The sequence below is a fragment of the Mesorhizobium sp. P2_H9 genome, assembly GCF_056403215.1.
On the sequence record NZ_JBFUFX010000003.1, the window covers coordinates 175,016 to 196,194 of the forward strand.

General features: G+C 62.9%; 19 protein-coding genes and 1 pseudogene. 8 read left to right on the forward strand and 12 right to left on the reverse strand.

The window, feature by feature from the left end:
- Window positions 1–2: 2 nt before the first annotated feature.
- The 3 genes from urtC to urtA form a co-directional block, all read right to left on the reverse strand.
- Entirely contained in the window at window positions 3–1,235 is a 1,233-nt protein-coding gene (gene urtC / locus AC1DXN_RS06790; RefSeq protein WP_477269507.1) for an urea ABC transporter permease subunit UrtC, read from the reverse strand.
- Entirely contained in the window at window positions 1,232–2,848 is a 1,617-nt protein-coding gene (gene urtB, locus AC1DXN_RS06795) for an urea ABC transporter permease subunit UrtB (protein WP_477269505.1), read from the reverse strand. The genes urtC and urtB overlap by 4 nt, the downstream gene beginning before the upstream one ends.
- A gap of 116 nt (window positions 2,849–2,964) precedes the next feature.
- The gene (gene urtA, locus AC1DXN_RS06800; RefSeq protein ID WP_477243030.1) at window positions 2,965–4,275 is read right to left on the reverse strand and encodes an urea ABC transporter substrate-binding protein; all 1,311 of its coding nucleotides are present in this window, start codon (window positions 4,273–4,275) and stop codon (window positions 2,965–2,967) included.
- A gap of 318 nt (window positions 4,276–4,593) precedes the next feature.
- On the opposite strand from urtA, the gene AC1DXN_RS06805 reads away from it, so the two are divergent.
- A complete protein-coding gene (locus AC1DXN_RS06805) occupies window positions 4,594–4,983 on the forward strand; it encodes a hypothetical protein (RefSeq protein ID WP_477243029.1) in 390 nt (129 codons plus the stop codon).
- A 40-nt stretch (window positions 4,984–5,023) separates the two neighbouring features.
- On the opposite strand, the gene AC1DXN_RS06810 is transcribed toward AC1DXN_RS06805, so the two are convergent.
- Both AC1DXN_RS06810 and cckA read right to left on the reverse strand, forming a co-directional pair.
- Window positions 5,024–5,734, reverse strand: coding sequence for a purine-nucleoside phosphorylase (locus AC1DXN_RS06810; RefSeq protein ID WP_477243028.1), 711 nt, complete (start codon window positions 5,732–5,734; stop codon window positions 5,024–5,026).
- A 213-nt stretch (window positions 5,735–5,947) separates the two neighbouring features.
- On the reverse strand, window positions 5,948–8,521 hold the full coding sequence (cckA, locus tag AC1DXN_RS06815; protein ID WP_477269503.1) for a cell cycle histidine kinase CckA: 2,574 nt from the start codon (window positions 8,519–8,521) through the stop codon (window positions 5,948–5,950).
- Between the two features lie 217 nt (window positions 8,522–8,738).
- Between cckA and AC1DXN_RS06820 the strand changes: the two genes are divergently transcribed.
- Window positions 8,739–9,455 (forward strand): hypothetical protein, encoded by a 717-nt coding sequence (locus AC1DXN_RS06820; protein ID WP_477269501.1) that lies wholly within the window; start codon window positions 8,739–8,741, stop codon window positions 9,453–9,455.
- A 146-nt stretch (window positions 9,456–9,601) separates the two neighbouring features.
- On the opposite strand, the gene dksA is transcribed toward AC1DXN_RS06820, so the two are convergent.
- A complete protein-coding gene (dksA, locus tag AC1DXN_RS06825) occupies window positions 9,602–10,018 on the reverse strand; it encodes an RNA polymerase-binding protein DksA (RefSeq protein ID WP_006202025.1) in 417 nt (138 codons plus the stop codon).
- A 254-nt stretch (window positions 10,019–10,272) separates the two neighbouring features.
- On the opposite strand from dksA, the gene AC1DXN_RS06830 reads away from it, so the two are divergent.
- The 4 genes from AC1DXN_RS06830 to AC1DXN_RS06845 all read left to right on the forward strand — a co-directional run bounded on the left by AC1DXN_RS06830 (window position 10,273) and on the right by AC1DXN_RS06845 (window position 14,043).
- On the forward strand, window positions 10,273–10,776 hold the full coding sequence (locus AC1DXN_RS06830) for a SixA phosphatase family protein (protein ID WP_477269499.1): 504 nt from the start codon (window positions 10,273–10,275) through the stop codon (window positions 10,774–10,776).
- Window positions 10,777–10,840: 64 nt separating this feature from the next.
- Window positions 10,841–12,319 carry a YcjX family GTP-binding protein gene (locus tag AC1DXN_RS06835; RefSeq protein ID WP_477269497.1) on the forward strand — a complete coding sequence of 493 codons (1,479 nt, stop codon included), beginning with the start codon at window positions 10,841–10,843 and terminating at the stop codon, window positions 12,317–12,319.
- On the forward strand, window positions 12,316–13,410 hold the full coding sequence (locus AC1DXN_RS06840; protein ID WP_477269495.1) for a YcjF family protein: 1,095 nt from the start codon (window positions 12,316–12,318) through the stop codon (window positions 13,408–13,410). Before AC1DXN_RS06835 ends, AC1DXN_RS06840 begins: the two co-directional genes overlap by 4 nt.
- Before the next feature lie 78 nt (window positions 13,411–13,488).
- Entirely contained in the window at window positions 13,489–14,043 is a 555-nt protein-coding gene (locus AC1DXN_RS06845) for a hypothetical protein (protein WP_477243022.1), read from the forward strand.
- 79 nt (window positions 14,044–14,122) lie between these two features.
- Here the strand turns inward: AC1DXN_RS06845 and AC1DXN_RS06850 are convergent, their stop codons facing one another.
- The 3 genes and pseudogenes from AC1DXN_RS06850 to AC1DXN_RS06860 form a co-directional block, all read right to left on the reverse strand.
- On the reverse strand, window positions 14,123–14,389 hold the full coding sequence (locus tag AC1DXN_RS06850; RefSeq protein WP_477243021.1) for a hypothetical protein: 267 nt from the start codon (window positions 14,387–14,389) through the stop codon (window positions 14,123–14,125).
- 183 nt (window positions 14,390–14,572) lie between these two features.
- A pseudogene (locus AC1DXN_RS06855) lies at window positions 14,573–15,782 on the reverse strand (MFS transporter).
- A gap of 60 nt (window positions 15,783–15,842) precedes the next feature.
- Window positions 15,843–16,832 (reverse strand): AraC family transcriptional regulator, encoded by a 990-nt coding sequence (locus AC1DXN_RS06860; RefSeq protein WP_477269493.1) that lies wholly within the window; start codon window positions 16,830–16,832, stop codon window positions 15,843–15,845.
- 161 nt (window positions 16,833–16,993) lie between these two features.
- Here AC1DXN_RS06860 and AC1DXN_RS06865 point away from each other — a divergent pair, with 161 nt between their 5' ends.
- Both AC1DXN_RS06865 and AC1DXN_RS06870 read left to right on the forward strand, forming a co-directional pair.
- The gene (locus AC1DXN_RS06865; protein ID WP_477269491.1) at window positions 16,994–18,832 is read left to right on the forward strand and encodes a monovalent cation:proton antiporter-2 (CPA2) family protein; all 1,839 of its coding nucleotides are present in this window, start codon (window positions 16,994–16,996) and stop codon (window positions 18,830–18,832) included.
- A gap of 4 nt (window positions 18,833–18,836) precedes the next feature.
- Entirely contained in the window at window positions 18,837–19,385 is a 549-nt protein-coding gene (locus tag AC1DXN_RS06870; RefSeq protein WP_477269489.1) for a DUF924 family protein, read from the forward strand.
- Window positions 19,386–19,405: 20 nt separating this feature from the next.
- On the opposite strand, the gene folK is transcribed toward AC1DXN_RS06870, so the two are convergent.
- Genes folK through folP form a run of 3 tightly spaced genes read right to left on the reverse strand, consistent with a single transcriptional unit; the run spans window position 19,406 to window position 21,116 of the window.
- Window positions 19,406–19,918, reverse strand: coding sequence for a 2-amino-4-hydroxy-6-hydroxymethyldihydropteridine diphosphokinase (gene folK, locus AC1DXN_RS06875; protein ID WP_477269488.1), 513 nt, complete (start codon window positions 19,916–19,918; stop codon window positions 19,406–19,408).
- On the reverse strand, window positions 19,902–20,261 hold the full coding sequence (gene folB, locus AC1DXN_RS06880) for a dihydroneopterin aldolase (protein WP_477243014.1): 360 nt from the start codon (window positions 20,259–20,261) through the stop codon (window positions 19,902–19,904). Before folB ends, folK begins: the two co-directional genes overlap by 17 nt.
- A gap of 3 nt (window positions 20,262–20,264) precedes the next feature.
- The gene (gene folP, locus AC1DXN_RS06885; protein ID WP_477269486.1) at window positions 20,265–21,116 is read right to left on the reverse strand and encodes a dihydropteroate synthase; all 852 of its coding nucleotides are present in this window, start codon (window positions 21,114–21,116) and stop codon (window positions 20,265–20,267) included.
- Window positions 21,117–21,179 lie beyond the last annotated feature (63 nt).

Sequence of the window (21,179 nt, forward strand, 5' to 3'; positions counted from 1 at the left end):
GCTCACTCCGCCGGCTGCGGTTCGGGGCTGGACGCGGACCAGTCGCCGGGCTTTGTCGCCGCTGAGCGAACGATCTTCGCCGGCGGCGGCACGTCAGGATCGGTGCCCGCTTCCTCGGCGATCGATGCGGCCCGCATCGCCCTGGCGTTGCCACGCCAGCTGTCCCACATGCCGATGATACCCTTGGGCAGGAAGAGCGTGACAGCGACAAACAGCCCGCCAAGCGCAAACAGCCAGAATTCCGGCAGCACGCCGGTGAACCAGGATTTGCCGGCATTGACCAGCAGCGCGCCGATGATCGGTCCGACGATGGTGCCGCGCCCGCCAACGGCGGCCCAGACGACGACCTCGATCGAATTGGACGGCTCGAACTCGCCCGGATTGATTATGCCGACCTGCGGCACGTAAAGCGCGCCGGCGATGCCGGCCATGACAGCCGACACGGTGAAGGCAAACAGTTTGACGTTCTCCGCCCGCCAGCCGAGGAAGCGGGTACGGCTCTCGGCGTCACGCACCGCCATCAGCAGCTTGCCGTATTTGGAGCCGACGATGGCCCAGGTGACGTAGACGGCGAGCGCCAGCGTCACCGCGCTGGCCGCGAACAGCGCCGAGCGTGTCGCGTCGGCCTGCACGTTGAAGCCGAGAATATCCTTGAAATCGGTCAGGCCGTTGTTGCCGCCGAACCCCATGTCGTTGCGGAAGAAGGCGAGCAGCAGCGCGTAGGTCATCGCCTGGGTGATGATCGAGAGATAGACGCCGGTCACACGGCTGCGGAAGGCGAACCAGCCGAAGACGAAGGCGAGCAGGCCGGGCACGGCCAGCACCATGATCGCGGCAAACCAGAAATGGTCGAAACCGGTCCAGAACCACGGCAGCGCCTTGTAGTTCAGGAACACCATGAAGTCGGGCAGCACAGGATTGCCGTAGACGCCGCGTGAGCCGATCTGGCGCATCAGATACATGCCCATTGCATAGCCGCCGAGCGCAAAGAAAGCGCCGTGGCCGAGCGAGAGAATGCCGCAATAGCCCCAGACGAGGTCGAGCGCCAAAGCCAACAGCGCGTAGCAAAGATACTTGCCGGTGAGCGCGACGATGTAGGGCGGGATGTAGAACGCGCTCGTCGGAGAGATGGCCAGATTGAGCAGCGGCACGATGATGGCGACTGCCAGCAGAATGAGAATCGTAATGGCGACGCGGCGGTCGGCGCCAGCGGCGAAGAAGCGTCCGGTGATCATACTTCCACCGCCCTGCCCTTGAGCGCGAACAGGCCGCGCGGGCGCTTCTGGATGAACAGGATGATGAGGACCAGGACAACGATCTTGCCGAGCACGGCGCCGGCATAGGGCTCGAGGACCTTATTGACGATGCCGAGCGAGAAGGCGCCGACCAGCGTGCCCCAGAGATTGCCGACGCCGCCGAAGACGACGACCATGAAGCTGTCGATGATGTAGCCGCGGCCGAGATTGGGCGAGACATTGTCGATCTGGCTGAGCGCGACGCCGGCGATGCCGGCAATGCCGGAACCCAATGCAAAAGTCAGCGCATCGACCCACGGCGTCCTGATGCCCATGGAGGCGGCCATGCGGCGATTTGCGGTGACGGCGCGCATCTGCAGACCCCAGGGCGTGCGCTTCATGACATAGAGCAGCACGCCGAAGACGCAGAGCGCGAAGACCAGGATCCACAGACGGTTCCAGGTCACGGCCAGCTGGCCGATGGAGAAGGAGCCGGACATCCAGGACGGATTGCCGACCTCCTGGTTGGTCGGGCCAAAAATGGTGCGCACCGCCTGCTGCAGGATCAGCGACACACCCCATGTCGCCAGCAGCGTTTCCAGCGGCCGACCGTAGAGGAAACGGATGACGCCGCGCTCGATGATGAGCCCGACCAAAGCCGCGACGAGGAAAGCCAGCGGCAGCGCGATGACCAGCGACCAGTCGAACAGGTCGGGGAAGGAATTGCGGATCACCTCCTGCACGACAAAGGTGGTGTAGGCGCCGAGCATGACCATCTCGCCATGCGCCATGTTGATCACGCCCATGACGCCGAAGGTGATGGCAAGGCCTATTGCCGCGAGCAGCAGCACCGAGCCCAGCGATATGCCGTACCAGATGTTCTGGCCAGCATCCCAGAATGCCAGCGTCGAGTTGATGTTTGCCATTGCTGCCGTCGCCGCTTCCTTGACCGCGCCTTCGGAGTTGGCCTCGACGGAGGTGAGCAGGGACAGTGCGTCGCGATCGTCGCGGGCGCCGATGAGAGCGATGGCCGCCAGCTTGTCGGCCTCCGGGCGGTCGGAAACCAGAATGGACGCCGCGCGGGCCTGTTCGAACAAGGCCTTCACGCTGGCGACGGTTTCGCCAGCGATCGCGGCATCGAGCGGCTCGATGTTGGCGGCATCGGGCGTCTTGAACATGGTGTCGGCGGCGGCGATGCGCACTGCCGGATCCTTGGCGCGCAGCGTCAGCGTGCCCAGCGCATCGCGGATGACGCGGCGCAGCGTGTTGTTGACCTTGATCTTGGTGAGATCGGCCTTGGCGGCCTCAGCGGATTTTTCACCGCTCAGCGGGTCGAGCAGCTCGACGCTGTCGCCGGCCTCCTTGCCGACAAAGACCAGGGAATCGGCTTTGCGGATGTAAAGATTGCCGTCGCCAAGCGCGGCCAGCGGACGTTCGACCAGGGGATCGCCGGTTGCCGCAAGCTCATGCACCACAGCTTCGGTGGCCGAGAAATTCGAGGCGGTGGCGAATTTGGCGATGATGGCGCGAAGATCGGCTTCGGCTGCGTTTGACGGCAACAGACTTGCCATCAGGAACGCCAGCATGAGGCCGAGATTGCGCAACAGGATCATCCGTTCAGATACTCGTTGTGAGCTGAAAATTCGGGCGTCCGGGCGGGCTGGAGCCACCCGGACGCTTCGCAGTGCCGATCGTGGATACGTCCACGATCGGTCAGGCCCGGGAGGGATCAGTTTGTGCCCTTGCCGCCGCACTTGCCGGTGGCAACATTGAAGTTGCCGCAAGACAGAGGCGCGCGCCAATCGGAGATCAGGTCCTTGGAGTCGGGCAGGTAATCGGACCATTCATCGCCCATGACCAGACCGGGCGTCTGCGAAACGGTCTCGAACTGGCCGTCGGCCTGGATTTCGCCGATCAGCACCGGCTTGGTGATGTGATGGTTCGGCATCATGGTCGAATAGCCACCGGTCAAATTGGGCACGGAGACACCGATCATGGCGTCGATGACCTTGTCCGGATCGGTGGTGCCGGCCTTCTCGACGGCCTTCACCCACATGTTGAAGCCGATATAGTGAGCTTCCATCGGGTCGTTGGTGGTGCGCTTGTCGTTCTTGATGAACTTGTGCCAGTCGGCGATGAACTTCTTGTTTTCGGGCGTATCGACGCTCTCAAAGTAGTTCCAGGCGGCGAGATGGCCGACCAACGGCGCGGTGTCGAGACCGGCAAGCTCTTCCTCGCCGACCGAGAAGGCCATGACCGGGATGTCCTCGGCCTTGATGCCCTGGTTGCCGAGCTCCTTGTAGAACGGCACGTTGGCGTCACCATTGACGGTCGAGACGACGGCGGTCTTCTTGCCGGCCGAACCGAACTTCTTGATCGCCGAGACTTCGGTCTGCCAGTCGGAGAAGCCGAACGGCGTGTAGTTGACCATGATGTCCTCGGCGGCAACGCCCTTGGCCTTCAGATAGGCCTCGAGGATCTTGTTGGTGGTGCGCGGATAGACATAGTCGGTGCCTTCCAGCACCCAGCGCTTCACCGAGCCGCCGTCTTCGCTCATCAGATAGTCGACGGCCGGGATGGCCTGCTGGTTTGGTGCGGCACCGGTGTAGAACACGTTGCGCTCGCTTTCCTCGCCCTCATACTGGACGGGGTAGAATAGAATGTTGTCGAGTTCGGAGAACACCGGCAGCACGGACTTGCGCGACACGGACGTCCAGCAGCCGAACACGGCAGCGACCTTGTCCTTGGAGATCAGCTCGCGCGCCTTTTCGGCGAACAGCGGCCAGTTGGAAGCCGGATCGACGACGACCGCCTCGAGCTTCTTGCCGAGCAGGCCGCCCTTTGCATTCTGCTCGTCGATGAGCATCAGCATGGCGTCCTTCAGCGTCGTCTCCGAAATCGCCATGGTCCCCGACAGCGAATGGAGAATACCGACCTTGATGGTGTCGTCAGCCGCCTTGGCCGGAGCGGACATCAAAAGCCCCGCCGCCACCACGCTTGCCGAAAACATCTTTGTTATTGTCGAGAAATTACCCCTCATATTACAGACTCCCAAGCTGGTTGATGGTACCGCAACCAGACCATGCAACGGCTGTGCCAACCGCTGGAGCAACGTCGACAACCACGGAAATTTCCAATATTATCAGATGGTTATTATATTAGCCGTCGAATATACATTGACAACGAACAGCGCTGGTTAAAATTTGATTGAGAAAAAATTACGCACCCTTGCCTAATTTTCACCCAAATCGCCTATCTGCCTAAATTTTGATCTGCTGTGCGTCAGTGGACCGCTGTCGACGACCGTTGCGGCATTGCCGGAAAATAGGGCAAGGTCGATCCTCAAACGAGCGACGCCATGGCCTCCAGGATTTCTTGTGTTTTCAGCATCGTGCTGATGCTTGCGGCGACCGGCACTGCGCGTGCCGACTTCACCGACGGCAAGCTGCCGGATGGGACCTATCATTGCGAGGTCTATCTGCTTGGCATGTTCCTCAGCCTCGGCGACATCACCATCAAGGGCAATGTCTACAGCGGCCCGGTGACGTTCGGGACCGCCCAGCAGGGCTACAACTACCAGATGGATGCAAACGGCGTCGTGACCTGGCTCGGCCCCTTAGGCGGCTACACCGCGGGCGGCAACAGCCTGTCGCTGACGCAAGCGACACTGGACGGCACCCCATCCTTCGACATCATCATGCGACAGCAGGACGGCGCCTTTACCGCTTCGACCTGCACCAGGCGTTGAGCGGCGGCCGCGGGTCGCTTGTTTCTGATGCTCGGCTAAATTAGGAAGCGTCAGCGACTTCGAGCGCCAGCCGGGTCATATCGGTGAACAGCGCCTGGCGTTCGGAATAGTCGGTTTGCTCGCCGGTCACGACATTGTCGACGACGGTCAGCAGCGACAGGGCGCGAGCGCCGAAATGCGCGGCGATGCCATAGAGGGCGCTGGTTTCCATATCCACGGCGAGCGCGCCAAGGGCCTGGCCTTCGGCGAAGCGGGTGCGCCCCTCGGGATGATAGAATATGTCGCTGCCGATCGTCAGCCCGGCAGAGTGTTCAATGCCGAGTGCCCCGGCCCGGGCCAATGCATGGGCGAGCAACGCGGGATCAGGCCCTGCGGCGGCGTCATAGAGCCCAAAGGCCTGACCGCTCATGCCGCTTTCCGCGCGCACCGATTGCGAGATCACCAGGCTGCGCAGTTTCACGCTATCGGTCAGGCCACCACAGGTGCCGGTGCGGATCAGCGTTTTGACGCCATAGAAATCCAGCAATTCATGCACGTAGATCAGGAATGACGGGACACCGATGCCCGTAGCCTGGATGCTGACAGGTTGGCCGCGAAACAGACCGGTGAAGCCCAGCGCGCCCCTGCGGCGGTTGACGCAGCGCGGCGCCTCGAGAAATGTCTCAGCCATCCATTCGGCGCGTTGCGGATCGCCCGGCAACAGCACCGTTTCCGCATAATCGCCCTTGTCGGCCTCATTGTGTGGCGTCACGGCATCTTCCCCAAATCCTGCCGCGTTTGTCATCACAATCATGGCAGGCTGGCGTCGATGCGCAAGCGGCGATTGCGAAGCTCCAGTCGCCGGACCTCACTGGTTATGAACGGACGGCTCGTTACCCGGCGCCGGCACGTGTAAACGGCATGGCACGGGCGTCTGTGCGCTTGTTCACATTCGGGCGACGCACTTCATGCGGGGCGCTCTAAATTAGGACTCCAGCACGTCCTTGACGATGGTGGCCAATTGCTTGAGCGAGAACGGCTTTGGCAGGAAGCCGAACTGCGCGTCCGCGGGCAGGTTCCTGGCAAACGCGTCCTCGGCATAGCCGGACACGAAGATGAACTTGATGTCCGGCTGCCGCTTGCGCAATTCGCCAAGCAGCGTTGGCCCATCCATCTCCGGCATGACCACGTCGGAAACGACGATGTCGACCTTGCCGCCCAGGGCTTCGAACACTTCCAGCGCCTCGACGCCCGAGGACGCCTCATGGACTGTGTAGCCGCGCGACGTCAGCGCCCGCATGCCGCCCATGCGCACGGCATCCTCGTCCTCGACGAGCAGCACCGTGGCTGATCCCGAGAGATCCTTGGCCGCATCGGCGATTTTGACCGGCGCCGCCGGCGCGTCAGCGGGATCGCCGGCCTTTCTCACTTCGGCAATGTGGCGCGGCAGGAAGATGCGGAACGTCGAGCCCTTGCCGACTTCGGAATCGCAGAAGATGAAGCCGCCGGTCTGCTTGATGATGCCGTAGACCATCGACAGGCCAAGGCCGGTGCCCTTGCCGACTTCCTTGGTGGTGAAGAACGGCTCGAATATCTTTTTCAGGATATCCGGCGCGATGCCGCTGCCGGTATCCTCGACCTCGACCACCACATAGTCGGCCGGGGTGAGTTCGCGGTAGGCAAAGGTCTTGCACTCCGCTTCGGTGACGTTGCGGGTGCGCACGGTGAGGTCGCCGCCGGCCGGCATCGCATCGCGCGCGTTGACGGCGAGGTTCACCACCACCTGCTCGAATTGGCCGATGTCGACCTTGACCGGCCACAGGTCGCGGCCATGATCGACTTTCAGCTTGATGTCGTTGCCGACCAGACGGGCAAGCAGCATCCTGAGGTCAGCGAGCACGTCGGTCAGGTTGAGCACCTCCGGCCGCAATGTCTGCTTGCGTGAGAAGGCCAGCAGCTGCCGCACCAGCGATGCCGCCCGGTTGGCGTTCTGCTTGATGTTCATGATGTCGGGGAAGGACGGGTCCGACGGACGGTGATTGGTCAGCAAAAGGTCGGACGCCATGATGATGGCGGTCAGCACATTGTTGAAATCGTGCGCGATGCCGCCGGCAAGCTGGCCAACCGCCTGCATCTTCTGGCTTTGCGCCATCTGGCCCTCGAGCGCCTTTTGCTCGGTGGTCTCGACGGCATAGACGATGGCGGATTCCTCAGCGCCCTCGCCGCCGGCGCTATCGGCAACCGCGTTGACGTAGAAGCGTATGTGACGGTCATCGTTGCCGGGCAGCAGCGTGTCGATCGGCTCGATGTCAGCCTGCCGCTGCCGGGCCTTTTCGAAGGCCGCGGCAAAGGCCGGCCGATCGCGCTCGTGGATCACCGTATCCAGCCGCACGCGGCGATCGACTGCGTCGCCATCGACGACGGAGGAAAACAGCGACAGGAACGGCGCGTTGGTGCGCAGGATGCGGCCGCTCTTGTCGACGGCGGCAATCGCCATCGGCGTCGAGTTGAAGAAGCGGGTGAAGCGGACCTCGGAGGCGCGAAGATCGGCGGAAGCGTCCTCGCCCTGCGTGCGGTTGAGCACGATGGTGCGGGTCGGACCGTTCAGCCCTTCCCGGCTGGCTGAAACACGGTGCATGAAGCGCACCGGCAGTGCCTCGCCCTTGGCTGTCGTCAGATCGAGATCGATGACGGCATTGCGGGTGGTGCCGGGATCGGCCTTGACCGAGCGGACCAGCGCCATGCCGTCGCCGGCAACGATCTCCGACAGTGTGACGGCGCCGGGCGTGAAGCTGGCCAGATCAACGCCCAGCCATTCGGCGAGCGTGGCGTTGATATAGGTGACGCGGCCTTCCTGGTCGGCGGAAAAGAAGCCAGCCGGCGCATGGTCGAGATGATCGATGGCCTTTTGCAGGTCGAGAAAGAAGCGCTCCTGCTCGGCCCGCTCCTGCGAGATGTCGGCAAGCTGCCAGGCGAGCAGAGGCAGCCGCTGGCCCGGAACACTGAAGGCACGGGCGCGGGCGCGATACCAGCGCGCGCCGGGTTCGGCGCCTGGGCGAATGGATTGCGCCAGCCGGAACTCGCCGTCGCCCGGCTGGCCGTCACGCAGGCCGGACGCCAGCCGGTAGATGGTCACCGAGGCCTCGGGAATGTCGGAAAGCAGCCCTTCGACCGTCTTCAGATCCGTCGCCGACGCGGCACCCGTCATGTCGGCATAGGCCCGGTTGGCGTAGACGACACGGCCCTTGGTGTCGGTGACGAGCAGGCCTTGCGACATCGAATCGACGAAGGCTTTCGACAGTTCGTCGCTGGTCGAGCGCGGCGCGATCTGAACGAAACCGATCGCGGTGGCGAACAGGAAGCCGACACCGATCATTGCCAGCACGCCAAGCATGCCCAGCAGGAAGGGGTCGCCAAGACGCTCGCGGAACAGCCCAAAAACGATCGCAGCCCCGGTCAGGACGACGATGAAGACGACGAGCCGGGCAACCGCGCCCGGCCTTGTGTTCTGGTCGACGATAGGTACCGGATAGAAATCGCCGCGCGTTTCCTTGGCCATGTGCCCCCTGCTCGTGAATTCCGGTGTCCGACACCTGGCCCGGTTGAATCACATTCTCCTAGTCCGGAAAAGGCCCCGACGGCAAATGTCCGTTAAAAATGGTGCCGTTGGGCTTACAGTGTTTCAAGCTGTTCACGACGCGTGAAACGCAACTTGCGGTCGCCTGCCGCAACGGTCTAGTGTCGCGTCACTTCGACAAGGCGATTTGGGGGCACCGATGCTGCAGATGCTGGATAGCGTGGCCGGTCCTGGATATGCCGCGGCAATCCTGTGGACGTTTGCCGCGCTTGTCCTGCTGGTCATCATCCTCGTCATCGTCAAGCTTGTCCGCAACCTGACTTTTGGAACATTCGTCGCCGGTGGCAGAAACCGCAAGACGCGGCTGGCGGTCATGGATGCCACCGCCGTCGACAGCCACCGCCGGCTGGTGCTGGTGCGGCGCGACGATATCGAACATCTGCTGCTGATCGGCGGCCCGACCGATGTCGTCGTCGAACGCGACATCCGACTGGCGGCGCCACGGCGCCCGGCCTTGACCGGAGATGGCGGCCAGCAACAGGCGCCGCGACCGCGCGCGCCGCAACCCGGCGCAGCACCTGCGAGGCAGGCGCCAGCACCGCAGCCGGTCAATGCGGCTCCAGCGCCCGTTAAACCCCGTCCGGTAACACCGGCGCCGAAACCGGCCGCGCCAAGCTATCAGCCCTCCAACATCACCCCGCTGCCTGCCTATGGCTCAGCCAACGCCAATGTCGTTCGCCATGCGCCGCCGCCGAGGCAAGATTCCATCGACGATACGCTGATGAAGGAGCTTGAGGTTTCGCTCGATGATCCGCGCGCCGTCAAGCCTGCGAGCAAGGCGGCAGCGAAGGCGCCGCCCTCACTCGACGACGAGATGACAAAACTTCTCGGCGAGCTCTCCAGCCAGAAACGATAAAGCGCAACGCGCTTTAAGTCTTTGTTTTTATGCATGTCGTTGTCCCAAAACCGGGACCACTTTTGGGCGACATGCATTAGCCGAGAGCCAAAAAAATGGCCGGGAAAACCGGCCATTTCTTACGAATTTTGCTCCAGCTGAACGCCTCAGTCGTCGCGATAGACTTTCTCGCGGCGCTCGTGGCGCTCCTGCGCCTCGATCGACAAGGTCGCGATCGGACGCGCGTCGAGCCGCTTCAGTGCGATCGGCTCGCCGGTTTCCTCGCAGTAGCCGTAAGTGCCTTCGTCGATGCGCTGCAGCGCGGAATCGATCTTGGAAATGAGTTTGCGCTGGCGATCGCGGGCGCGAAGCTCGATGGCGCGGTCGGTTTCCGAGGATGCCCGATCGGCAAGATCGGGGTGGTTGGCGTTTTCCTGCTGCAGGATTTCGAGAGTTTCGCGCGCTTCGCGCAAGATGTCGTTCTTCCAAGTGACGAGCTTCAGGCGAAAGTAGGATTTCTGCCGCTCATTCATAAACGGCTCGTCTTCGGAGGGTACGTAATCGGCGGTAACGATGTCGTTCATTCGACTCACCCAACAACCCCAAATTTTGCGCCTATATATTCGCCGTCCGACGCCTGCACAAGCGCAATCGGCCGCAGTCTCACGCAAATTTTAATGTTGGTGAACTGGCACCGGCAACAGCTTTTGCAGCAAGGGTGCGGCCAAATTCCCACATGATTCGTTGTGCTTGAGGGCGCCAGCCATTGTGCGCGAGACTTTCTCATGGCTAATCCTGCAATGTCATTGCTAGACTTTGCGGCGCCAATGAGGGTTCGGTGAGCAGACTTTATCTGTTGAGGCATGCGAAGGCCGGATGGGCGCTGCCCGGCGTGCGCGACTTCGATCGTCCACTCGACGCGTCCGGCATCGCCGACGCCGAGGTGATGGGGGCGGCCATGCGGACCCGCAACTACATTCCCGACATCACGCTTTGCTCCAACGCCAGGCGAGCCCGCCAGACGCTGGAAGGCCTCGCCGGCCATACCGATACCGGCCGGGTGCTGTTTTTCGACACGCTCTACAGCGAAGACGCCGCCGGCTACCTCGGCATTATCCGCAAGAATGGCGGGCCGGGCTCGCTGCTGGTCATCGGCCACAATCCGATGACGGAAGATCTTGCCATGGCGGTTTCGGGCGACGGCGACGAGGCTGCGAGGGGAATGCTCAACCATGGTTTCCCGACTTCCGGTCTTGCCGTCGTGCGGTTCAACGGCAATCTTGCCGAAGCCGCGCAAGGCAGTGGCTATCTCGAGGCCTTCCTGACCCCCGCCGATCTCTGAGACCATTACAAAGCCCGGTTCCAGAGCCTATATCGGAACTCACCGAGACCCCGAGAGAACCGATTTGGCATCATCGCTGACCACTTTCACCGACGAGGCGCGGATTGCACTGGATACGCTGTCCGGGCGCGCCGCCGGGCTCTTTTCTCCGTCGCTGCGGCTGGGGGTCACCGGCCTCTCCCGTGCAGGCAAGACGGTGTTCATCTCGGCCTTTGTCCACAATTTGATCCATGGCGGGCGCCTGCCGCTGTTCGAAGCGCAAAGGTCGGGGCGCATCGCCCGGGCTTTCCTCGAAGAGCAACCGGACGATGCCGTGCCGCGTTTCCAGTACGAGGATCACATCGCAGCCCTGGTCAACGACCGCGTCTGGCCGGACTCGACACGCGCCATTTCCGAGCTGCGGCTGACCATCGAATTCGAATCGGCTTCCGGCTGGAACCGTATGTTTTCCCGAGGAAAATTGTCGGTCGATATTGTCGACTATCCGGGCGAATGGCTGCTCGACCTGCCATTGCTCGGCAAATCCTTCGCCGATTTTTCGCGCGAAGCTTTCGAGATGGCGGCGCTGCCGGTGCGCGCCGATCTTTCGCAAGCATGGCGGGCGCTTGCCGCCACGATCGATCCCAATGCCGACGCCGACGAGATGACGGCACGTCGTCTCGCCGAGAGCTTTGCCGCCTATCTCAAAGCTTGCAAGCTCGACGAGCGGGCGCTTTCGACCCTGCCGCCAGGCCGCTTCCTGATGCCTGGCGACCTGGAGGGTTCGCCGGCGCTGACTTTTGCGCCCTTGCCGATCCGGAACGACCGGCGGCCGCGCTCGGGATCGCTGCAGGCGATGATGGAGCGGCGCTACGAGGCCTACAAGACGCATGTCGTCAAACCGTTCTTCCGCGAGCACATCACCCGCCTCGACCGCCAGATCGTGCTGATCGATGCCATGCAGGCCCTGAACGCCGGTCCCGGCGCGATGGCCGACCTGGAACGCGCCGTAACCGAAATCCTTTCCTGTTTTCGCCCCGGCCGGGGCGGCTTTCTCACCGACCTGTTTTCACGGCGCATCGACCGCATTTTGGTGGCCGCGACCAAGGCCGACCATCTGCATCACGAAAGCCACGACCGGTTGCAGGCGATCGTGCGGCGGCTTGCCGACCGCGCCGTGGCGCGGGCGAATTTCACCGGCGCAGATGTCGATGTGGTCGCCATGGCCGCCATGCGCGCGACAAGGGAAGGCACGGTCAAACAAGGCCGGGAAACACTGCCGGTGATCATCGGCACGCCGTTGAGCGGTGAAAGGATCAATGGCGAAACGTTTGATGGGAGAACCGAAACAGCTATATTTCCCGGTGACTTACCGGAGAAGATTGATGCCGTTTTCGACATTTCTGAACCAGACCATCGGCAGAACAATGACGACCCGGCGATCCGCTTCGTGCGCTTTCGCCCGCCAAAACTCGAACGCACGGCCGAAGGCGTGACGCTGTCGCTGCCGCATATCAGGCTTGACCGTGCCCTGCAGTTCCTGATCGGAGACCATCTGGCATGACCGCGCCCCGCAGACCGGCGGCATTCCGCATCGAGCCGGAGGCCGCATCCAGGCAAGAGGCGGCAAACCATCGCGCGCAAGTCGAGGTGGCGCCGGCGCGAAAGCCGCGCACGACGAAGACCGACATGGCTGTTGTCGTGCCGGCCGAGATCGACGTCTTCGACGAGCCCGATATCATTGCTGCCGAACCGCCGCCCGCCACCGCGCCGCGCAAGCGTTCGCTGCTCGCCAGCATCTTCTTCGGCGCGTTCGGCGTGCTTGTTTCGCTGGCTGTTGGTCTGTGGACCGACCAGTTGATTCGCGACCTGTTCGAGCGTGCGCAATGGCTGGGCTGGCTGGCCGCCGGAATGGCCACGGTCGCGGCACTGGCGCTTGTGATTATCCTTTTCCGCGAGTTTTTGGCGATTGCCCGCCTCGCCGAAGTCGAAAAGCTGCAGAAACGGGCGCTGGATGCTGTCGCGCGCGACGATCCGAAGGCCGCACGCTCAGTTGTCGACGAGCTTTCGGCCTTTGTCGCCGCCAAACCCGAAACCGCGGCCGGCCGGCGCTCGCTGGCCGAATTGCGCGGCGAGATCATTGACGGCGGCAATCTGGTGCGCCTGGCCGAGACCGAAATCCTCGGGCCGCTCGATATCAGGGCCAAGGTGATGATCCTCGAAGCGGCAAAGCGCGTATCGCTGGTGACGGCAGTCAGCCCTCGCGCAATCGTCGATGTCGCCTATGTCGTGTTCGAAGCCGGGCGCCTCATTCGCCGCCTGTCGGAGCTTTATGGCGGCCGGCCGGGCACGCTGGGCTTCTTCCGGCTGGCGCGCAGCGTTCTCGCCCATCTGGCGGTCACCGGCTCGATCGCCGTCGGCGACAGCTTTGTTCAACAAATCGTCGGGCACGGCCTTGCCGCCCGGCTTTCGGCGAAGCTTGGCGAAGGCGTCGTCAACGGCATGATGACGGCACGCATCGGCATAGCGGCGATGGAAACGGCGCGGCCCCTGCCCTTCATCGCCGGCAAGCGGCCAGGCATGGGCGATTTCCTGTCGGCGCTGACATCGTTTGCAACCAAAAAGGAAGAGGAAACACCTGTTCCCGGCAAGTGACGGTCATCAAGCATTAACCAATCTTGTTCATGGTCAGACGAGTTCCAACAACAGTCACTTTGTTGCCGGGTGTCGTCGATGAAAAGCGTAATTCTGTCCACCGTCCTGCCCCTGACGATCGCGGCTGCGGCACCTGTGGGCCTGGCGGGGAAGGCGTTTGCGGCAGAGCCCGACAAGCAGTTCTTTCACACGGTTGAAGGCCAATGGGTCGGCCCGGGTGAAATCGTCGCCGGCAAGTACAAGGGCACGAAATTCTCCTGCAATTTCACCGGCTCCACGCCTGACGGCGGAACCGGCATGACGCTCGATGGTGACTGTCGGGTCGGCGTGTTCACGCAGAAAATGTCGGCGACCGTCGAACGCAAGGGGCGCGACGGCTACAAGGGCAATTTCATGGGTGGCGCTGCCGGAACCGGCCTCGACATCATCGGCGGCAATGTGGTCGATGCCCGCAAGGTCGTCTTCACCATCAACCGCAACCAGCTGCGCGGGGTGATGCAGGCCCGCATCCCCGACGACAATTCGATGACGGTGACGATTGCAGTGCGCGTCGACAAGCAATTGGTGCCGGTCATCGGCATGAGCTTGAAGCGGATCGATGCCGTCGAAGTCGGTTCCATCGAGCCGAACTGAGAACCCGTCCTGAACGCAAAAAGGAGGCGGCAGCCAATGGCCACCGCCTCCTTTCAAAGCAAACAGATCAGCGCTTCGCTCAGCCCTTGATGGCGGCAAGCACGTCGTCATAGGCCTTGCAGGCCTCTGCCGCCGTGGTCGCGCCCGAATATTTGGTGGTGACCGCCTGGACCTTGGCGGTGAGATCGGCGGCCTTGGACGGATCTTTGGTGATCGCCTCCTGCAGAGCGGTCGTCACATCCTGAGCCTTCTTGGTCAGCATTTCCGTCGTGCACTCCGGCGCCTTCGAACAGGCCGAACCGGCAAGCGCCGCGATGCCAACGGCAACAAGCAAAAACTTCTTCATGTCAGTCATCTCCTCAGAAAGGCCGCGACTTGATCGTCACTGGTCCTCCAATGGCCGAAGCCGACTGTCCTTAGCGCCCGATTGTGGCAACACGCAACGCAACCGTCGCGTAAACTTGTGTAACGCGGCTGCAACATCGCGGCGGCCCCGGATTCAGGCCGCCCGTGTCAGTTGGGGCAGGGTTCAGCCACGAGGCTGCAGCAGCGCCAGCACGGCTGTCGATGCGGCAAGGATGGCGGTCAGCGTCAGGGGCGCCGTGGCACCGTAATTGTCCACGACGTAGCCGCCGACAACCGCGCCAATGGTGATGGCAATTTGGAAAGAGACGACCATCAGGCTGCCCGCTGCTTCCAGCGCATCAGGTGCCGCGCGGGACAGATTGGTCGGCAGCACCACCGGCCCCATGCCGAAGGCGAAGCCCCAAAGTGTAACGAATACGAAGGCAGCGCCAATTTGCACGCCCCAAAGCACCAATGCCAGCGCCGCAAACGCCATCAACACGGCGGTGACCACGAGAGCCACGCGGATATTGGCATCGGCCAAACGGCCGCCGGCAATATTGCCGACCACAGCGGCGATGCCAAATCCGAGCAGCGCGAGTGCAATCGGCCCGGTTGCAAGCAGCGTCACGTGTTCGAGGAAGGGGCGCACATAGACCGAACCGGCGAAATGTCCTGTCATCAGCAAGACAATGGCAAGCATGCCGAGTTGAATGCCACGCCGCCGCGTCAGCCGAAACACGTCTCCAAGACTATTGCTGGCGGTTGCTGGCAAGGTCGGCAGGCTGAGAAACTGCAGCAGCATGGCAACCACGGCTAGCCCCGCTGTCATCGCCATCGCGCTGCGCCATCCCAGCCAGTCGCTGATCAAGGCCCCCATCGACGGCGCGGCGATGGTGGCAAGCGAAACGCCGAGGGTGACGATAGCCATGCCCCGACCTGTCGCATTGGCGCCAACCAGCCTAGCCACGACGGCAACCGAAAGTGCCCAGAAAGCGCTGAGAGCAATTCCCAGCCCGGCTCGGCCTAGCAACAGCAGCCAGAAATTGGGCGCCAGCGCTGCAAGAATATTGGAAGCGACCGCCAGGGCCATCGAGGCCGACCAGCACGGTCTTGCGGTTCAATCGGCCGATGAGAACATTGCTCAGCATGGCCGTCACGGCGCCGACCGAGGCGGTGGCGGTGACGACCTGCCCGGCTGTGCCCTCGCTGATGCCGAGATCGCGCGCCATTGGGGTCAACAGACCCGCCGGCAGGAACTCGGCCGACACTAGGGCAAAGCTGGTGGCCGCCAATGAAATGACCGCAAACCAGGTGGCTGCGTTCCATGCGGACGGCGCATCGGCGTCAAGGCCGATCGCGGCGTCTTCAAGCTGTAATGTTGTGTCAGTCACGGGAGGATCTCCAAAGGTTGGAGATCTTAGATAGGCGAGTCAGCCCGGATGATATGTACCTTAAAATCCGAAATTCATGTCCATTCGTCCGGGAATTGTGCGGCGCACAACGCCCGGCGAGACATTGGTGATGCGCTTGAACGCGCGAGCGAAGGATGCCTCGGAATCATAGCCCAAACGGGTAGCGACTTCGGCAACCGACATGCCGTTTTGCCCCAGCAATTCGCGGGCAAGCTGCATACGCAGGCGGGCGAGATAGTGTGCGGCACCCTCCCCCAAGACAGCGCTGAAACGCTCGGCGAAAATCGAGCGCGATTGGCCTGCCACACCGGCGAGGCTTCCCAGCGTCCAGTTATGGCCGGGGTCTCGGTGCATGGCTGCCAGGGCGCGGCCGATATGGGGGTCGCGAATGGCTGCGAGCCAACCGGTGGTCACGGCGCCATTGCAATTGACCCAGCAGCGGATGAGCCGGGCCGTCAGCAAGTCCGCCATACGCGACAGAATCGTGGCGCTGCCCATCTGCGGTTGTGCGGTCTCCACCGTCATGGCCGCCAGCAAAGGGCCGACGACAGGGTCATTGCCGGCCACGTCGCAACCCTTGATGATGGGCGGCATCAATGTGATCAATGGATTGAGCGCACAGGAGCCCAAGGCCATCGAGCCGCAGAAAAGGGTGCTTGTCGCGCCCGTTCCCTGCCTTACCACTTCGCAGACATTGCCCCCCAACTTGGTCACCTGGCACCCCTCGAGCGAGTCGCCCACCACGTCCGGCGCACTCGCCAGCCGATGGGCGACGCCTTGCGGCAGCAACACAAGATCGCCATCGCGCAACTCCTGCCAGCCTTGCGCTTCGGTATGAATCCAGCACGGACCCTGGCCGACAAAGTGAAACCGAAGCAGCTGTTGTTGCGGAAATTCTATGCTCCAGGGATGTCGGAGCTCGCAGCGGCCATAGTTGACACCGCTCAAGCGAAAGTCCCGCAGCACTTCGCTGAGTGCGTCCATCGGGATATGCGGCAGCGGCGACGGACGGGACGAATGGTCAAGCATTAATCAGATATAGATGCCGAACGTCCGGCAGGCAAGCGGTGACCGTTGTTCCACCAAGGGAATCGCTTCTAACGCACCCTACCCTTCCTGGCAGGCTTCTCGCCCTTGCCTCCCGCTCCAACTGCATGCAAGGAGTGCTGGGAGAGACAGGGACAAGAGGCATGGCAGCGGACGTATCGGGCAGCGATCTCATTCAGGTGGTGGCGCTGCTTGCCGCAGGCGTCGTTGCCGTACCGATCTTCAAACGCATGGGGCTGGGCTCCATCCTCGGCTATCTCGCGGCAGGCGTGGTCATCGGCCCGTTCGGCATCGGCGTCTTTTCCGAATCGGAAGCCATTCTCCATGTCGCCGAACTCGGCGTGGTCATGTTCCTGTTCATTATCGGGCTGGAGATGCAGCCATCGCGGCTTTGGGGCCTGCGCCGGGAAATTTTTGGCCTCGGCGCGCTGCAGGTCGGCGTATGCGCGCTTCTGCTGACCAGCGTCGGACTGGCGGGCGGTTTTCCGATTGCCGTGTCCTTCGTCGCCGGGGCCGGCTTTGTGCTGACGTCGACGGCAATCGTCATGCAACTGCTCGAAGAACGCGGCGAAATGGCTTCACCAAAAGGCCAGCGCATCGTTTCCGTCCTGCTGCTCGAAGATCTGGCGATCGTGCCGCTGCTGGCGCTGATCGCCTTCCTGGCGCCGGGCGGCGCCGATATGAGCCTGACGCAACGGCTGACCGAAGTCGGCATCGGCCTTGCCGCGATCGTCGGACTGGTGGTGGCCGGTCGCTATCTGCTCAATCCGTTCTTCCGCATCCTGGCTGACGCCCGCGCCCGCGAGGTGATGACCGCGGCCGCCCTGCTGGTCGTGCTCGGTTCGGCGCTCGCCATGCAGCTCTCCGGCCTGTCGATGGCGATGGGCGCCTTTCTGGCCGGCGTGCTTTTGTCGGAATCGACTTTTCGCCACCAGTTGGAGGCCGACATCGAGCCGTTCCGCGGCATCCTGCTCGGGCTGTTCTTCCTTGCCGTCGGCATGTCGCTCGACCTGCATGTGGTGGCCGAGAACTGGCGCCTGGTCGCCATCTACGTCGTCGCCTACATGGCGATGAAGGCGCTCGGCATCTACATCGTCGCCCGCCTGCTCAAGACCGGTCACCGGGAAGCGCTCGAGCGCGCCGTGTTCATGGCGCAAGGCGGTGAATTCGCCTTCGTCCTCTATTCAGCAGCCGCGGCGGTCGGCATCATCGACAGCCGGGCCAATGCGACGCTGACCGCGATCGTCATCATCTCGATGGTGCTGACGCCGCTGGCAATCATCGCCCTCAAATATCTGACGCCGCGCGACGAGCAGTCGCTCGAAGGCGTCGATATCGCCGATGGCCTCACCGGCAGTGTTCTGGTCATCGGCTTTGGCCGTTTCGGCCAGATCGCCAGCCAGCCGCTGCTGCTGCGCGGCATCGATGTGTCGATCATCGACAATGACGTCGAAATGATCCAGGCGGCCGCCGATTTCGGCTTCAAGGTCTATTATGGCGATGGCACGCGGCTGGACATTCTGCGTGCCGCCGGCGCCGGAAGGGCGCGCGCCGTGCTGATCTGCGTCGACAAGCCGGACGCCGCCGTGCGCATCGCCGAGCTGATCAAGGCGGAGTTCCCCTTGCTGACGGTGCTGGCGCGCGCCTTCGATCGCGGAACCGCGCTGCAGCTCATTCGCGCCGGCGTCGACTTCCAGCTGCGCGAAACCTTCGAATCGGCGCTCATCTTCGGCGGTTCCACCCTGGAAGCGCTGGGTGTCGACCCCGAAGACGTCGCCGAGGTGATCGAGGATGTGCGGCGCCGCGATGCTGCCCGTTTCGAGATACAACTGGCTGAAGGCGTTCGCGCCGGCCGACGCTTCCTGAAAGGCAACATCAACACGCCGATACCGACGCCGCTCGCCCCGCCGCGCCGTCCCGGCCAGGCGCTCAACGAAGAGACGGCCGGCGTGCTGCACAAATCCGAGCCTGCGGGGGAATAAGCCGATGACCGAACTGGATGAACGGGCGCTCGCCGTCACCCAATTCTGGCGTGAGGCCGGAGAGGATGCCTGGTTCGAGAAAAACGATGCTTTCGATGCGGACTTCCGCGACCGGTTCCTCGACCTGCACTTCGCCGCCGCCCGGCGCGAATGCGACCAGTGGTCGGACCATGCCGAGGGCTCACTGGCGCTGATGATCCTGCTCGACCAATTTCCGCGAAACTGCTTTCGCGGCACCGGCCACATGTATGCCACCGATCCGCTGGCGCGGCATTTTGCGGGCAAGGCGGTTGCCGCTGGCCAGGACCTGTTGCTCGACGAAGAGCTCCGCGTTTTTCTTTATTTGCCGTATGAGCATTCGGAACATCTCGCCGACCAACTCAGGTCGGTTGAACTGACCACCGCCAACGCCTCCGAATATCTGAAATATGCGGTCGAGCATCGCGACATCGTCCAGCGCTTCGGCCGCTTTCCGCATCGGAACAGGATGCTGGGCCGCGAGACGACGCCGGACGAACAGAAATTTTTGGACGGTGGTGGATTTTCCGGCTGAGCGATCGAAGCCAAAGCCAGTCAGACCAGCCACCAGTCCCGGCCGGAAGCCAATCGCTCGATGCCCGAAATGTCGACGGCGCCCAGCCGCTCCGACACGCTACGGCCGCCAACGGCTAGGCCAGGTGCGATTTCGGCCAGCGGCGCAAGCACGAAGGCGCGTTCCAGCATCCTGGGGTGCGGCACTTCGAGCCCGGTCTCATGGATGATGCGGTCTGCGAATACCAGGATGTCGATGTCGATCAGGCGCGGACCCCAGCGTTCCTCACGCACCCGCTTTAGTCGGCGCTCGGCGTCGAGGCAGAGATCGAGCAGCGCGCGCGGTGCCAGCGCCGTCGAAATTTCGGCCGCCGCATTCAAGAAATCCGGCTGATCGAGCTTGCCCCAGGGCGGCGTGCGATAAAGCGAGGAGACGGCAACGACGCGCGTATCGCGATCGGCATCCAGCATGCGCAACGCCGACCCCATCGATTTCGCGGGGTCGCCGAGATTGCCGCCAAGGCTGAGATAGACGGTGTTATTCGGGCCAGACAACGGTCACCTCGACATAATCGAGCACACCGGGTACCGGCGCGTTCGGTTTGCGCACAGTGATCTCGGCCCTTTTGATCTGCGGAAAACGCGCCGTAAGCGCCCGGGCAACCTCCAGCGCCAGCGCCTCGATCAGAAAGCGCCGCTGTCCGGTGATGATCTTTTCGATCACCGCAAAGGCGATGCCATAGTTGACGGTGTCGTTGATGGAATCATCGACCAGTGCGCTGCCGGGGTCGACGGTAAGGGCGGCATCGACATAGAAGCGCTGGCCGAGCTTTTCCTCCTCGTCCAGCACGCCGTGCCGGGCAAAGAAGGCGCAATTCTTCATGCGGATGACATACATCGCTCAGCGTCCTGCCTGGCCTATTTCGCGCGCCAGCATAGCATCGGCGACGGCCAGTGCGTCCACGTTGATTGCGACATCATGGACGCGAAACAGATCGGCGCCTTTCAGCCTCAGAATGACGCTGGTGGCTGCCGTGCCGGCGGCCCTGTCCATCGCATCGCGACCGGTAACGTTGCCGATAAAGCGCTTTCGCGATGTCCCCGCCATCAGCGGAAAGCCGAGCGCATTGAGTTCGGCAAACCGCGCCATCAGGTCGAGGTTCTCTTCCGCCGTCTCCTTGGCGAAACCGAAGCCGGCATCGAGCACGATATGCTCGTCGCCGACGCCGTTGTGGCGGGCAATTTCCAATGATTTCCCGAGAAACAGAAACTGATCGGCGATCACGTCGGGCAGCTTCTCGCGATTGCGCCCGGTGTGCATGATGACCAGCCCGGCGCCAGTATCTGCGGCGACGCGGGCGATGCCCGATTCGCGCTGCAAGCCCCAGACATCGTTGACGATATGCGCGCCGGCAGCGACGGCAAGCCGGGCCGTCGCCTCACGATAGGTGTCGACCGAGATCAGGGCTTCGCCAAGTCCGGCGAGTGCCGCGATGACCGGCAGGATGCGGGCTTGCTCTTCCGCGGCGGTTACCGGCGATGCACCGGGACGGGTCGATTCGCCGCCGACGTCGATGACAGACGCCCCCTCCTCCAGCATGCGGCGCGCCTGGGCCAGCGCCCGATCGGCCGCGACGAACAGGCCGCCATCGGAAAAACTGTCCGGCGTGACGTTGAGGATGCCGACAACCACGGCCTTGCCGCCAAGGTCGAGATGGCGTCCGTGCGCCAGCTGCCATCGCCTTGTCGTCATTGTCCATCAACCATGTGTGATCTGCCCGAGATCAATTCCGTTGCGCCGGGAACGGCCGTAAAG

Bases quoted from the DNA above. Each gene is read 5' to 3' on its own strand.
- urtA (WP_477243030.1), bottom strand. From the start codon at position 4,275: ATGAGGGGTAATTTCTCGACAATAACAAAGATGTTTTCGGCAAGCGTG.
- folB (WP_477243014.1), bottom strand. From the start codon at position 20,261: ATGTATGTCATCCGCATGAAGAATTGCGCCTTCTTTGCCCGGCACGGC.
- AC1DXN_RS06850 (WP_477243021.1), bottom strand. From the start codon at position 14,389: ATGAAGAAGTTTTTGCTTGTTGCCGTTGGCATCGCGGCGCTTGCCGGT.
- urtC (WP_477269507.1), bottom strand. From the start codon at position 1,235: ATGATCACCGGACGCTTCTTCGCCGCTGGCGCCGACCGCCGCGTCGCC.
- dksA (WP_006202025.1), bottom strand. From the start codon at position 10,018: ATGAACGACATCGTTACCGCCGATTACGTACCCTCCGAAGACGAGCCG.
- AC1DXN_RS06860 (WP_477269493.1), bottom strand. From the start codon at position 16,832: ATGCTTGACCATTCGTCCCGTCCGTCGCCGCTGCCGCATATCCCGATG.
- AC1DXN_RS06845 (WP_477243022.1), top strand. From the start codon at position 13,489: ATGAAAAGCGTAATTCTGTCCACCGTCCTGCCCCTGACGATCGCGGCT.
- AC1DXN_RS06870 (WP_477269489.1), top strand. From the start codon at position 18,837: ATGACCGAACTGGATGAACGGGCGCTCGCCGTCACCCAATTCTGGCGT.
- AC1DXN_RS06805 (WP_477243029.1), top strand. From the start codon at position 4,594: ATGGCCTCCAGGATTTCTTGTGTTTTCAGCATCGTGCTGATGCTTGCG.
- cckA (WP_477269503.1), bottom strand. From the start codon at position 8,521: ATGGCCAAGGAAACGCGCGGCGATTTCTATCCGGTACCTATCGTCGAC.
- urtB (WP_477269505.1), bottom strand. From the start codon at position 2,848: ATGATCCTGTTGCGCAATCTCGGCCTCATGCTGGCGTTCCTGATGGCA.
- folP (WP_477269486.1), bottom strand. From the start codon at position 21,116: ATGACGACAAGGCGATGGCAGCTGGCGCACGGACGCCATCTCGACCTT.
- AC1DXN_RS06820 (WP_477269501.1), top strand. From the start codon at position 8,739: ATGCTGCAGATGCTGGATAGCGTGGCCGGTCCTGGATATGCCGCGGCA.
- AC1DXN_RS06840 (WP_477269495.1), top strand. From the start codon at position 12,316: ATGACCGCGCCCCGCAGACCGGCGGCATTCCGCATCGAGCCGGAGGCC.
- AC1DXN_RS06865 (WP_477269491.1), top strand. From the start codon at position 16,994: ATGGCAGCGGACGTATCGGGCAGCGATCTCATTCAGGTGGTGGCGCTG.